Source organism: Gemmiger gallinarum, assembly GCF_014982805.1.
Lineage (GTDB): Bacteria > Bacillota > Clostridia > Oscillospirales > Ruminococcaceae > Gemmiger > Gemmiger gallinarum.
Map to the genome: position 1 here is coordinate 376,157 of NZ_JADCKC010000001.1, position 12,333 is coordinate 388,489.

14 protein-coding genes, 1 tRNA gene and 3 pseudogenes are annotated in these 12,333 nt (G+C 48.4%); 10 read left to right on the forward strand and 8 right to left on the reverse strand.

Going from position 1 to position 12,333, the window contains the following annotated elements:
• Positions 1-44: 44 nt before the first annotated feature.
• The 7 genes from INF35_RS01870 to INF35_RS01900 form a co-directional block, all read right to left on the reverse strand.
• The gene (locus INF35_RS01870) at positions 45-926 is read right to left on the reverse strand and encodes a LysR family transcriptional regulator (protein ID WP_193499853.1); all 882 of its coding nucleotides are present in this window, start codon (positions 924-926) and stop codon (positions 45-47) included.
• Positions 927-1,128: 202 nt separating this feature from the next.
• A complete protein-coding gene (locus tag INF35_RS01875; RefSeq protein WP_193499854.1) occupies positions 1,129-1,461 on the reverse strand; it encodes a hypothetical protein in 333 nt (110 codons plus the stop codon).
• A gap of 795 nt (positions 1,462-2,256) precedes the next feature.
• Positions 2,257-2,332 (reverse strand) — tRNA-Gly (locus INF35_RS01880).
• Between the two features lie 67 nt (positions 2,333-2,399).
• A complete protein-coding gene (locus INF35_RS01885; protein WP_193499855.1) occupies positions 2,400-3,368 on the reverse strand; it encodes a glycoside hydrolase family 25 protein in 969 nt (322 codons plus the stop codon).
• Positions 3,369-3,483: 115 nt separating this feature from the next.
• On the reverse strand, positions 3,484-4,224 hold the full coding sequence (ymfI, locus tag INF35_RS01890) for an elongation factor P 5-aminopentanone reductase (RefSeq protein WP_193499856.1): 741 nt from the start codon (positions 4,222-4,224) through the stop codon (positions 3,484-3,486).
• Positions 4,225-4,227: 3 nt separating this feature from the next.
• Complete coding sequence (locus INF35_RS01895) at positions 4,228-4,719, reverse strand: nucleoside deaminase (protein WP_193499857.1); 492 nt, start codon at positions 4,717-4,719, stop codon at positions 4,228-4,230.
• A 9-nt stretch (positions 4,720-4,728) separates the two neighbouring features.
• Positions 4,729-5,661: a CPBP family intramembrane glutamic endopeptidase gene (locus INF35_RS01900; protein ID WP_193499858.1), complete on the reverse strand. Its 933-nt coding sequence runs from the start codon at positions 5,659-5,661 to the stop codon at positions 4,729-4,731.
• A 160-nt stretch (positions 5,662-5,821) separates the two neighbouring features.
• Here INF35_RS01900 and INF35_RS01905 point away from each other — a divergent pair, with 160 nt between their 5' ends.
• The 10 genes and pseudogenes from INF35_RS01905 to INF35_RS01950 all read left to right on the forward strand — a co-directional run bounded on the left by INF35_RS01905 (position 5,822) and on the right by INF35_RS01950 (position 11,387).
• Positions 5,822-6,577 (forward strand): ABC transporter permease, encoded by a 756-nt coding sequence (locus INF35_RS01905; protein WP_193499859.1) that lies wholly within the window; start codon positions 5,822-5,824, stop codon positions 6,575-6,577.
• A 92-nt stretch (positions 6,578-6,669) separates the two neighbouring features.
• A pseudogene (locus INF35_RS01910) lies at positions 6,670-7,049 on the forward strand (type II toxin-antitoxin system PemK/MazF family toxin).
• A gap of 107 nt (positions 7,050-7,156) precedes the next feature.
• Positions 7,157-7,672: pseudogene (locus INF35_RS01915) on the forward strand (type IV secretory system conjugative DNA transfer family protein); the annotation flags it as partial.
• A gap of 29 nt (positions 7,673-7,701) precedes the next feature.
• Positions 7,702-7,830: pseudogene (locus INF35_RS01920) on the forward strand (Maff2 family mobile element protein); the annotation flags it as partial.
• A 195-nt stretch (positions 7,831-8,025) separates the two neighbouring features.
• A complete protein-coding gene (locus INF35_RS01925) occupies positions 8,026-8,595 on the forward strand; it encodes a TetR/AcrR family transcriptional regulator (RefSeq protein WP_087324771.1) in 570 nt (189 codons plus the stop codon).
• Positions 8,595-9,329, forward strand: coding sequence for a CPBP family intramembrane glutamic endopeptidase (locus INF35_RS01930; RefSeq protein WP_087324772.1), 735 nt, complete (start codon positions 8,595-8,597; stop codon positions 9,327-9,329). Before INF35_RS01925 ends, INF35_RS01930 begins: the two co-directional genes overlap by 1 nt.
• Positions 9,330-9,510: 181 nt before the next feature.
• Entirely contained in the window at positions 9,511-9,948 is a 438-nt protein-coding gene (locus INF35_RS01935; RefSeq protein ID WP_087324773.1) for a sigma-70 family RNA polymerase sigma factor, read from the forward strand.
• Positions 9,941-10,159, forward strand: a complete 219-nt coding sequence (locus tag INF35_RS01940; protein WP_087324774.1) for a helix-turn-helix domain-containing protein — start codon at positions 9,941-9,943, stop codon at positions 10,157-10,159. The genes INF35_RS01935 and INF35_RS01940 overlap by 8 nt, the downstream gene beginning before the upstream one ends.
• A gap of 577 nt (positions 10,160-10,736) precedes the next feature.
• A complete protein-coding gene (locus tag INF35_RS01945) occupies positions 10,737-11,159 on the forward strand; it encodes a plasmid mobilization protein (protein ID WP_193499860.1) in 423 nt (140 codons plus the stop codon).
• Between the two features lie 51 nt (positions 11,160-11,210).
• Positions 11,211-11,387, forward strand: coding sequence for a hypothetical protein (locus INF35_RS01950; RefSeq protein ID WP_193499861.1), 177 nt, complete (start codon positions 11,211-11,213; stop codon positions 11,385-11,387).
• 181 nt (positions 11,388-11,568) lie between these two features.
• On the opposite strand, the gene INF35_RS01955 is transcribed toward INF35_RS01950, so the two are convergent.
• Positions 11,569-12,297, reverse strand: a complete 729-nt coding sequence (locus INF35_RS01955) for a hypothetical protein (protein ID WP_193499862.1) — start codon at positions 12,295-12,297, stop codon at positions 11,569-11,571.
• Positions 12,298-12,333 lie beyond the last annotated feature (36 nt).

Below are 12,333 nucleotides of genomic sequence, written 5' to 3' on the forward strand. Positions count from 1 at the left end.
ATCAAATTATTATACACCTTTTCCCGTTGTTTGAAAAGACTGTCTCACAGTTTGCCGGCATAATCCCGGGCGCGCTGACAAAACTGGCGTGCCGCGGGCGAAAGCCCATTTTTGTCCAGGCAGGCCAAACCGATGGTACGGCTGGCGGAAGGCTCCAGCCGCAGAATATCGAACTCCCCTGCCTGACGCCCATACTGCTTCAAAATCAGTTCCGGCATGATGGCAACGCCCTGGCCACAGGCAACCATAGCAATGGTAGATTCGTCATCATTGACATAGCAGCGAGTCTTGACCCGAAGATCCTGTTTCTTGAGATAACTCTGGATGTCGGCGTCTGTATCCGGACGCTGACTGACAAAAATCTGTCCACGGAGCTCCTCCGCCGCCACAATGCCCTGTCGATGCGTAACAAAGCCGGCAGGCGCAATGCAGACAAGAGGATCTGTATACAGAGGTTCGAAATCCAGGTCCAACGCACTGGAGTTGGACATCAGGCCAATCTCTGCGGTTCCGCTTTTGAGCCAGGCGGCAATGTCCGCGTAGCTGCCCTGGTAAAGCTGAACTTCAATTCCGGGATACTGTGCCTCATAGGAAGGCAGCAGGTGAGGAATCCAAGTCACGCAGGCGCTGTTGAAGACTGCCAGGCGCAGTACACCTTTGTCCATCCCGTTGATTCTGGCGATGGACTGGTCCAGCGTTTCGCTGCTTGCAAGCAAGCGCTGTATGTCAGGCAGCAGGTTCTCGGCAGCGGCGGTCATGGTGACCCCGGCCTTGGTGCGGGTAAACAGCGGAAAACCGCATTCCGCCTCCATGGTGGCCACGGCATGGCTGATGGCCGATGGCGTCAGGTGAAGCTGTTCCGCTGTCCGGGCAAAACTGCCCTCGTGGGCAACGGTGAAGAAGATCTGACAGGCCAGTAATGTCATAGAAAAGGCTCCTCCACGGCTTTCTACACAAAGATGAGAGAATTTCATTCTGCATGTGAAAATAATGAATTTTACTTATCCATGTTACTGTACTATGATAATAAAAGAAAGTCAAGGCGGAAACGCCGTGATATTCGATCTCTTCCCTCTAAGATGCCCGACGGTCCGCACAGCCGTCGGGCGTTTTCTTTTACCACATTCATTATTTATCCGGATCACAATCCAAAATGGAAGGGCGGTTTTTCCAGCGTTCCGGCTGTGTGTGATACATCTCTGACAGCCAGGCGATGGCTTGATCGAGGCCACCCTGATTGCCATCAAACTCCTGCGTGGTCTTTTTTTCGTCTGCGGTGTGCTCAATGCTCCAGGGCTCCGGCCATACCGTTACCGTCAAATATTCAATTTTTTTCTTTCCGCTTTCGTCGGAAGGATCGGCACGTTTGGCAGGGACGATCAGGTAGCGCATGCCTCCCTCCGAGCCGGAGTAGGGATTGCCGCAGTGAAAATAGTGATATAAAGGAAAACCGGTAAGCATAAAGATGTCCTCTCTTGGTAATGGGTCCGGATGTTTTTCACATGTATCGGGCAGCACAATTTCTGGTCTGTCGTGCCGGACAATACTCTGATTTTATTATAATTGTTTGCCCTGCATTTGCAATATGTGGAAGATTTCCTCTACAGAGTTTCATCAAAAAGAACTTCCTGACCTGCCTTTATATCAGAGCGAGGTTCGTATATCATATGAAAGGCTGCACTTACAGGATAATTGAATCAGTTCCTGCGCTTTTATTCTGTCAAACCGGCATCCCCGCGCGCAGATTCGTTTCTCCTTTTATGGTCTGCTGCCGCTCTTCCAGCTGCATATTTTGCCGGGCATCTGCTTCTCCAGCGCGGCTGAATTAGGTTTTACTATTCATGGATCATTTTTCCTGTCCAAACACTTCCCCAATGTTGTTGACTTTTTGCCGCATCAGTGATACTTTTTTACGAGAACCTCTACTGGCTCCTGCAGGTGTAAGCGTGTACTTTGCACCGTCCTGTATAGCAGTAGGGGTTCTAATTGTTGTTGGCTGAATTCCCCTATTGTCTTAGACTTGACGTAATTACTGTAGCTGTTTCCGCGCTAATCCAAGTCAAGGAACCGGCGTCCCATTTAGCCATATCGAGGAGTTCTTCGGCAATTTATGTATGCGGGAAATGGCATCCAAACTCACCCAAAACAGCACCTTGCATCACTATTTTTGCACAGTCCTGCACACTTTTACACAAGCAAAAAGCGCCCAACTACGTAAGTTGGGCGCTTTTTGCTGTTATACCGTATATTGGTATTTGGAGCGGGTTACGAGTCTCGAACTCGCCACCTACTGCTTGGGAAGCAGTCACTCTACCGGATGAGCTAAACCCGCATCGGTGAGTATTATTGTAACCCAACCGGCAGGCATTGTCAATCGGTACGACAAAAAATATCCAAATTCAACTGTTCAGGTCATTGCGCAAACGCTCGATTTCCTCATTGGCTTCGGCAAGAAGTTCGGCACAGTTGTCGGGCACACTGCCGGTTCCATCTCCTGCACTGCTGGGCTGCAGGCGATTGCGGTCATCAATCAGTGCCGTCCAGTATTCTCCGCCATTATAGCGAAAAACGACCCAGTCGTAACCGGCATATTTGTTGGAACTCAGCTTGACGACCTCATAGTTTCCCAAGGGTAGATATCCCACGATATCATTCACGTTGGCTGTATAGAAGTATTCGGTGCGGCTGCCAAACACGTTGAGGGTATACCCTTTCACATCCACCATGTTCGGTCCAGTTACACCGTAGTTGTTGAAGCCTCCCGACTGAATGGTCGGCAAGAAATCGGTATAGCTGTAGTCAAGATCCACCGCTCCGGACACACCGTCGCAGGTTCCTGAGCCGCTGTACTGCCACATGGTATAGGGGCCGGTATAGCCAAGTTTGGAGCGATAATCCGCCACCCAAAGCGGATACTGTGCAAGCTCGCTGGCATTGAGATACGAATTGATGAAGTTGGTATAGGAATACCAGCCGGCATACCATTTGCGCTGATAAAGAATATCCATGGCATACCGGACCAGCCCTGTCAGCTGGGTTTTGCTCAGCGATGTCAGGCTGTTGGCTTCCACATCGACAAAGATCGGATATTCCAGCTGCAATCCTTCCAGTGCATCCAGAAAAAGCGTCAGCTCTTTGGCGACCTCTGCTTGCGTTTTGGCATAGGTATAATAATAGGCACCGACCCTCAGCCCCGCCGTGTGCGCGCCGTTGACATTCTGCAAAAAGTAAGGGTCCACATACAGACCGTTGCTGTTGGACGATCCCAGTCTTACAATTGCAAACTGCTTTCCGGCGGCGGCCACACGAGACCAGTTGACACTGCCCTGATAGCGGGATACATCGATCCCGGATTGGAAAACCGCCATAGAAAAATCCCCCTTCCCTGTCTGCATTGTATGCAGCGACAAGAGGGATTGCCAATTCTAATTTTGTCGGATTGCGCGGCGCAGATCATATCTCCGGCAGGCACGGAGAATCTCCTCAGATAACCAGGCCGCCATTCTGGCCGATCACCTGGCCGGTAATGTATCCGGCATCAGGCGATGCCAAAAATACCAAGGTCCGCGCAATTTCCTTGGCACTGCCCAGGCGGCCGACGGGAGTTTCTTCCGCCAGAGCATCACGGTCCGCCTGAGAAAAACCTGCCATCATATCCGTATCGATGACCCCGGGAGCAATGCAGTTGACGGTAATGCCGGACGGGGCCTCCTCTTTGGCCAGCCCCTTGCACAGACCGATGACTCCGGCCTTGGCGGCAGAATAATGAACCTCACAGCTGGCGCCCGTCTGACCCCACATACTGGAAACCAGCAGAATGCGGCCATACTTGCGGTGTATCATACCAGGCAGTACCGCCCGACAGGTATAAAACGCCCCGTCCAGGTCCACCCCCATGACACGCCGCCAATCCTCGTCGGTCAGGTCAGTGAACAGTTTCTGCTGTGCGATGCCCGCATTGCAGACTAGCACATCGATGCCTCCCAGCGTTTCTTCGGCCTCCCGAACGGCAGCCGTAATCTCTGCAGAGTCGGACACATCGGCGCGAAGCGCAAGAAAGCGACCGTTTGGCGCACAGGACGCAGCCATACGCAGGACTTTTTCAGCCGCTTCTCTACTGGAATGCCATACAAATGCGACATCGTCACCGTTCTGCGCAAAAGCTTTTACCGCCGCCGCACCGATGCCCCGGCTGCCGCCGGTAATCAGTACTTTTTGGGACATCCGTCACACCTCTTTTCTCACTCGATAAGAATGCTTGCCCGCTTTGCGTTTTTCCCGCAGGCTCGCAAAAAAATCCTGCAAAAGCGCCTGTGCTTCTTCCTCCAGCAGACCATGCTCCACCGCGGGATGATGGTTGAACGGCAATGCAAAGAGATCGGTCAGAGAGCCGCAGCAACCGGCCTTCGGGTCGCCGGCACCGTAGACTACGCGGCGCAGACGACTGTTGATAATGGCCCCACTGCACATCGGGCAGGGCTCCAGCGTGACAAACAGCTCACATTGCCAAAGCCGCCATCCACCAAGAACGCGGCAGGCAGCATCGATGGCGAGCAGCTCGGCGTGGTAAGTTGCGTTCTTGCCGGTCTCACGCAGATTGTGGGCGCGGGCAATAATCTCGCCGTCCTTGGCAATCACTGCCCCCACGGGAACCTCCCCCAGCTTTGCCGCAATTTTGGCCTCATCCAAAGCGGCCTGCATCAATTCCAGATCTGTCATAATACTCCTTTATCCGGTTACCATTGAGAAATATACGCTTGCCCCGGCCAGAAAGAGAGCTGCCAATGTATAGGCCGGGCTGGAAAAAACCGAAGTGGCATCCACTCCGGGATGCATACCCGCTCCAAAAGAAAAGCCCTGTTGGGTGACCGCACGCCAGAGCAGCCAGGCAGCAGCCAGAGGGAAAAAGAGCAGCACAAACAGCTCAGTTCCCATTGCAATATTATTAGGAGCATACATCTGCAGGTAGATATCGGCAAAAGCAATGCAGTTGTTGATCAGATGAAGCAGCATGCCGGGAAGAACGCTCCCGGTTCTTTCCGTCAGCCAGCCGAGAAAAAGACCGCACAAAAAGGCTGTGATTCCCTGAGCCAGATTCAGATGCAGCAGCGCAAATAAAAGAGCCGGTGCAAACACTGCCACCGGACTGCCGCAGGGACGCATCAATCCCTGCAAGGCACCGCGGAAGAAAAGTTCCTCCCCTACTGCCGGCAGCACGCAGAGCGTCAGAAAAGACAATACCAGTTCCCCGCCGGAAGACGGCAAAACCGTAGTCCCACTCTGCATATGGAAAAGTCGGCCCAACAGGCCACCGATCAGGTTGCCGAAATTGGCAATCCCCAAAAACAAGACGATACAAAATAATGGAGACCATTGCGGAGGGCTGGTCAAGCGCAGATCATCCAGCTCCAACCGGGTGGTGTGCAACAACCAGAGAATGGGCAGTATGATTGATAGAATTCCAATCATCAGCAGAATAAAGTCAACCGTTATTGCCGAAAAGCCAATCGGTTCGTCCAGAGAAGCTCCTTCCACAAATATGCCAAGGATGAAAGAAACGCCTCCCTGCAAAAGCTGTTTGCACAGCAAATAAAGCACTGCGGCAAAGGCACACCAAGAGGCTGCACCTTTGACGCCGCGAGTTTTCGCAATCCGTTGCAAAATACTTCCCTCTTTTTCTCTTATCTGCTTCCGAGATCAAAAAACGGTTTCCAGAGGCAAAGATACAAATATATATGAGTCACGACATAAGCCGGAGATACTCTTTTAATATAGTTTAACATACCCCCACGTCAAGTCAACTATCAATGGGAAAAATGCTGTGCTGTATGGTATTGAGGAAACTTATGTTACGGATATTATGAAATATCCGTTGGAAGGCTCATATCCACAAAACGAAAAAGAAGTTGCTCTTAGTGCAGACGCAAAGGAAGTCTTTAACGTCCAGATAGGCGACAATATTACCTTGAATACACCTGCGGGAGATTTTAATTATACTATATCAGGGTTTTATGAAGATGACGAGGATTTTAACGATATTATTGACGGAACCTGTATGTATATGTGCAGAGCCACGTTTGATGAAGTACGAAGCCTAAATGGGTTAGAATCCATGTCTCGATTTTATGTTCGGTTTAAGAATGAGAATGGTTTGAAAAAAACGATTGCCGATGTGAAAGAGCAGTATTCCCTTACATCTGAAAATGTCGTTGAGAATACAGCCGTTTTGAGCCTGTTGGGAGCAAGTACAAATGAAAATGTAAATGCGCTTTATCCTTTAGCGGCAGCTTGTTTTGTTATCATTCTAATCGCAGGAATTTTTATGATTTCAAGCTGTATGAACAGCAATGTGGCGCAACGGACAGAATTTTTTGGAATGATGCGCTGTATTGGTGCAAGCAAACAGCAGATTGTACGTTTTGTTAGGCTTGAGGCGTTGAATTGGTGTAAAACCGCAATTCCTATTGGCTGGGTAAGACCGTATGGAAAGGAGGTGAAAGTCCTGGGTAGCAGTGTAACCTACTGTGGCTTGATGATTACCCGAATCCCTGGGGTGTCGTGGACAAATAAGGGATAAAAACAGGCACTTATTGAAGGAGGTTCTGCTTTGAAAGGTGGAACCTCCTTCTTACATAGGAATTATCATGTAAGACATAGGAGGATAAAGAAATGAACGAAGATTGGGTATTCAAACGCGGGGATCTTTATTATGCGAATTTGAACCCCTATTTTGGCTCGGAGCAAGGTGCACACGCCCGGTTCTGGTGCTTCAGAACAATATGGGCAACTTTTTTTGTCCCACCTTGATTGTTGCGCCGCTCACCAGCAAATGGATCAAGAAAAAGGAACTCCCGGTTCACTATACTCTGGAAAGCGTTCAAGAGCTGGGCCAGAAATCGGTTGTCCTGTTAGAACAAATCAAAACGATTGATAAGCGGCGCATTTTATCCTACATTGGGAAAGTATCCCGAGAGGAAATGCGCGCCGTTGATGAAGCTCTGCAAGTCAGCCTGGACATCCATATCCCGGAAGAAATGGAGGCACCATGAGCTGGCTTTTCTTTCTATAAGGAGGCATACCATGTTTGAAGAAAAAATCGCGGCATTGAACCGCGCAAATGAGCAAAGTGCTGTTTGTTATGAAAAACGCACTCAACTTTGACAAGCTGATCGCCACCATCCGGAGCCGGGAGATCTCGGCTTCTATTATTTTGCAGTCACAAAGTCAGTTAAAGACCATCTACAAGGACGCCGCAGACACCATTGTGGGCAACTGCGACAGCACCTTGTTTTTGGGAGGCAAGGAGAAATCCACCCTGAAAGAAATCTCGGAGCTGCTGGGCAAGGAGACCATCGACAGCTTCAATCAATCCGAGAACCGGGGCAGCCAGGTCTCCCACGGCCTCAACTATCAGAAATTGGGAAAGGAGCTGATGACACAAGACGAATTGGCAGTAATGGACGGAGGCAAATGTATTTTCATGCTGCGGGGCGTGCGCCCGTTCCTTTCGGACAAGTACGACCTGACCAGGCATCCCGATTACAAATATACTGCCGACGCCGACAAGAAGTACCTCTTTGATATGGAACGGTACATGAAACGCAGACCGGCCATCGTAAAGCCGGATGAGCCTTTCGAGATGTACGAATTGACAGCCGCAGACCTTCAATAACGATTCTACAACGAAAGGAAATATGAATTATGGATTTTTTCACTAACGCTATCGACGTTTTGCAGACTCTGGTCATCGCCCTGGGTGGTGGCCTGTGCGTGTGGGGCGGCATCAACCTTCTGGAAGGTTACGGCCAGGACAACCCCGCATCCAATGCTCATGTGCCATAAAGTAACACACAAAAATTTGATAGACAACCACCTGCTATTCCGCACAAAAGAGCCGCTTATGACCGTGTGAATGTTTACGGGACAACGGTTCTTTTTACTGCACAGGCAAATGATTGACAAGCAAGGAAATTTAATATATAATTTACGTTATATAACAAATATAATAAATCGGAGGTAAATATAGTGCCACCAAAAGCTAAGGTCACAAAGGATATGATTATTGATGCCGCATTTGAGGTTGCTCGTGAATCGGGTGTGGAAAATATCAACGCTAGGACAGTTGCAAAAAAGCTGAACTGTTCCACGCAGCCAGTTATGTATCATTTTGAAACGATTGAAGAATTGAAAAAAGCTACTTATGCCAAAGCAGATAGATTTCATACGGAATATTTGATGAACATAAAAGAGCCGCAAGAAGGAATTATGCTTGGAATCGGATTAAATTATATCCGTTTTGCGATTGAAGAACCTAAACTGTTCCGCTTACTTTTCCAGTCGGGCTTTGCCACCGAGAACAGTCTACTTGAAATGATCGACTCAGAGGAACTTATTCCCATCCTTTCTGTTATGCAGGAAGCAATGGAAATGAGCATAGAACAGACAAAAAAAGTATTTCTAACGATTGCCTTATTTGCTCACGGATATGCAAGTATTATTGCTAACAACTCATTAGAGTATGACGAAGAACTTATTGCTTCTCATTTGGAGCAAACATATAAAGGCGCAGTTTTAGCCGCACAGGAGGACATATAATGAAAAAGCTATACGAGAAAAACGAGTTAACATTTGCTCTTGTCTGGATTGGAGTTTACTGCGTTTTGCAATCCTTAGCCAATCCACTCAATGAAATAATAGGGATTGAAAACGCTGTAAGTGCTGTTTTTTGTGTTGTACAGGCTATAGTTTTGTTTTCCTTTATGCAGAAAAACAGGTTACTTGACAAGTATGGGCTTTGTAAATCATCTGTATCAGCTCGCCAGTTCCTCTACTACGTTCCGTTGATTATTTTGGCTACAAGTAATCTTTGGAATGGGATTATGGTAAATTACTCTTGGTTGGAAATGGTCTGTCATATCATTTTAATGCTATGCGTTGGATTTATAGAAGAAGTGATTTTTCGAGGTTTCCTCTTTAAGGCGATTGCTAAGGACAATGTGAAAACAGCGATTATCATTTCGAGCGTTACATTTGGTGTTGGACATTTGGTGAATTTAGTAAACGGCAGCGGTATGGAACTTGTAGCAAATCTGTTTCAAATTGTGGGAGCGATTGCTTTTGGTTTCCTGTTTGTAATTTTGTTTTACCGTGGTAGAAGCCTGCTTCCCTGTATCGTTACTCATTCCATGATAAATATACTTAGTGCTTTTGCAAATCAAGCAAGCCTAAACGTTGAGAAGCGTATGATTTCCACCTTGATTGAATTTGCCATTATCCTTGTCTATGCCCTCATTCTTATAAAAACTCTGCCGAAAAACCGGGTGTCATAGAAGCAAGCAGATAGCTGATAACCAATAAAATAGCGAAGCCAGCCGAGCCAGTCAACGGTCAAGATGAACGGGCATACGCCCGCCGTTGACAGCCCCGTCTGTCTTTGCTGGTGAGCAGACAAGGGGCGACAGCAAGGAGTGCTGCCGCCCCTCTTTATCATCACAGAAAGGGGGATTTTCCATGACGGAAACGGAATATCAAATGGCTGTTCAGAGAACCCATGACGCATATTGTAAAACTGTTATACGCCATGCTGCTATCACCGCCATCCGGCGCTTGCAAAGGAAATGGGAACGGGAAATCTCCCTTGAATACTTGATGTACGAGAAGCACTTTCCCATAACAGACTGGCGTGATTTTGTGACTGCGGAACTGGACGAAGAACGGCTCTTGACTGCCTGCGGCTTATCGGTCATGCTGGACAATGAAGAGCTGGCCAATGCCCTTTCCCATTTGTCACAGGAGGAACGTGAGAAAATCTTCTTGTATTACTTTCTGCGTCAGACCCAAACGCAGATCGGCCAGCATTATGGTGTGTCTGATAGTGCCATTGGGCGGCATCTGCATCGTGCCTTGCGGCAGCTCCATGAGGAAATGCAGGTGTATCCCCGTGAGTAGACTTCTCCCCTATGAAACCATTGTGAAAGCCCATGAGGGCGACCCGGACGCAGTAAACGCCGTGTTGCAGCACTACGCCGGATATATCCGCTACCTTTCCAAAGTAAATGGACGGGTCAACGCTGATGTGGAGGATTATGTGATCCAAACGCTGATTGACAGCCTGTTCAAGTTCCGTCTGGAACTCCCGGACAATCCTAAAACTGAATAACCCGCCGCCCAACGGCAGCACATGAAGCAGTAAGTCTTGAAAAAGATTTGCTGCTTTTTTTGCGCCCATTTTTGGCAGAACAGGCAGGGCGGTGGTGTTTAGAGTGAACAGGAAAATTTTTCTGCCTGCCCGGTTGCCATTTTCGGGTTTTCTGTATTACAGAGAGTGGAAAGGGCTTTCTCCGGCGTCGGGCAGGAAGTTCCGTATCTGTCGTCATTTTAGCGAAAACGGGCAGGAATGTCCTTTGCCGGATTATTAGTAGCAGAAAAAGAGAAACGAATTGCCAAAAGGGGCTCCCGATGAACGAGTAGTAGGCAAAGGAAAATTTACAAAAAGCATTTATACAAATCGTGAAAAAGTGGCGGACGGAAGTGAGGGGAAGTTTGCAGTCACGGAGAGCAAGTATCGACCAGTGTACCAAATTTCGCTTTTCGCTCATTTGTCCCCCGGTCAGATACTTGTTGGGGCTGCCACCCCAAACCCGCCTTTTGCGGCCCCAGCCGCTAAAAAAAATTGCTCCAATACTTGTGTTTTAGATAAAAATTGTCCGTTGCAGTTTGAAAGGAGTTGAGCCACCATGACACGCAAGACCTACAACACCCCCAAGCGGAAATGTGTTGTCAAAACCCGGCTTACCGAGGACGAGCGCAGAGCCTTTGAGGACAAATGTGCCACCCTCTCCATGAGCCAGTCGGAGTATATCCGGCAAGCCGTTTTTTACAGCCGGATTTCTCCTGTTATCCGGGTGACCGCCCACAGCGAGGAAATGCTCACCGCCGTATCTTCCCTTGTGGCGCAGTACGGGAAAATCGGCAGCAACCTAAACCAGATCGCCCGGTATCTCAACGAATACGCCACGCCTTACAATGCCCTGTCCGGCGAAGTGAGAGCTGCCGTTTCCGACCTTGCCGCCCTCAAATTCGAGGTGCTGAAAGTGATAGGTGAAGCCAAAGCCTTCCATCCGGGAGCGGCTGGAGGACGCGAAACGGGAGTGCGGTGAGCGCAAGCCCACGGACAAGGCTCATCAGAAGAAGCCACCGGAGCATGACTTATGAGCCGAAGCAAGAAATGGTGTCTGGAATGGGCGTTCTTCCTGGGCGAGAACGGCAGGCGTCAGTATAACAAGCTCTGCAAAGGCTGTGTCCATCCCTGCAAGCAGAGCTTCCGGGCGGTGGTGGTGTCCTGTCCGCATTATCTTTCCCTCCGTTCCAAAAAGTGCGGGAATTAGGGTTGGGAATGGGCGGATTTTTCGCCTGTGGCGGATTTTCCAGGAGCCGCCCTTATGATTTCCTATATGAACCTGCCCCCTCCGATATGAGGGGGCAAAAAGGTATTTTTGAACACTTCTCCATAACAGAGCGGGAGCGCCGCCTTCGGTCAATACCGAGGGTGACGCTCCCGCTTCTTTTTTATTTTTTCAAGATATCGTCTATTTCTTCATCTGATATTGGTTCCCATTCAAGCATCCCCGGCAATTTGGGTTGTGGAGCAGTAAAGTTGTGTGAAAGCTGTATAGGATTTGGATATCGCTCTGTATTTTCATAGCTAACAGCATACTGATCCACAATTCCAGCAAGTGGAGTAAACGAATACTTTTGTTCATCATTGGCATCAATAATACTCTGATACATCAGCCCTGATGATAATAGTCCCTGGACATAGGTACTGTATGTGATATCTACTTCATTGATATGTTCGCTTAAAAAAGACAAATCTTCTTCCAGCGTGTGTATAATTGCATGGCAAATTCGGAAATATGTTGGCCTGTCAATAAAATCCACAAGCAAGCATCGAGTGGCATTGATTAAATATCGGATTTTTTGCTGTGTTTCCGCTCTATCAATACTTTCCACCAAACGAAGAGCGTTGTCTTGTTTCTCACCGTCTGAAGTAAGAGTGGCACGCAATTTGGCACAATCATTTTCATTTAGATATACGCCATTCAGAAAAGCTTCCATCTTCGTCCAAAATAATTGTTCACGGATGAAAAACGGTGATTTAACAATCGCGAGCATTATTTTCCCGACAGAAATCGGATCACCTAATACAGCACCGATTGTATCCTCCAACATATTAGTTGAAGCATCCTGTATCTCGCCTCGTGAAATAAGACCTTGTATTTTTTCAGTAAATTTCATCTGTCAACCTCCAATTATCTTGACTATCATAACATA

Coding starts and splice junctions, on each gene's coding strand:
- INF35_RS01885 (WP_193499855.1), bottom strand. CDS start 3,368: ATGGCGGTTTTCCAATCCGGGATCGATGTATCCCGCTATCAGGGCAGT.
- INF35_RS01930 (WP_087324772.1), top strand. CDS start 8,595: ATGAAAAAGCTATACGAGAAAAACGAGTTAACATTTGCTCTTGTCTGG.
- INF35_RS01895 (WP_193499857.1), bottom strand. CDS start 4,719: ATGACAGATCTGGAATTGATGCAGGCCGCTTTGGATGAGGCCAAAATT.
- INF35_RS01945 (WP_193499860.1), top strand. CDS start 10,737: ATGACACGCAAGACCTACAACACCCCCAAGCGGAAATGTGTTGTCAAA.
- INF35_RS01935 (WP_087324773.1), top strand. CDS start 9,511: ATGACGGAAACGGAATATCAAATGGCTGTTCAGAGAACCCATGACGCA.
- INF35_RS01950 (WP_193499861.1), top strand. CDS start 11,211: ATGAGCCGAAGCAAGAAATGGTGTCTGGAATGGGCGTTCTTCCTGGGC.
- INF35_RS01955 (WP_193499862.1), bottom strand. CDS start 12,297: ATGAAATTTACTGAAAAAATACAAGGTCTTATTTCACGAGGCGAGATA.
- ymfI (WP_193499856.1), bottom strand. CDS start 4,224: ATGTCCCAAAAAGTACTGATTACCGGCGGCAGCCGGGGCATCGGTGCG.
- INF35_RS01870 (WP_193499853.1), bottom strand. CDS start 926: ATGACATTACTGGCCTGTCAGATCTTCTTCACCGTTGCCCACGAGGGC.
- INF35_RS01875 (WP_193499854.1), bottom strand. CDS start 1,461: ATGCTTACCGGTTTTCCTTTATATCACTATTTTCACTGCGGCAATCCC.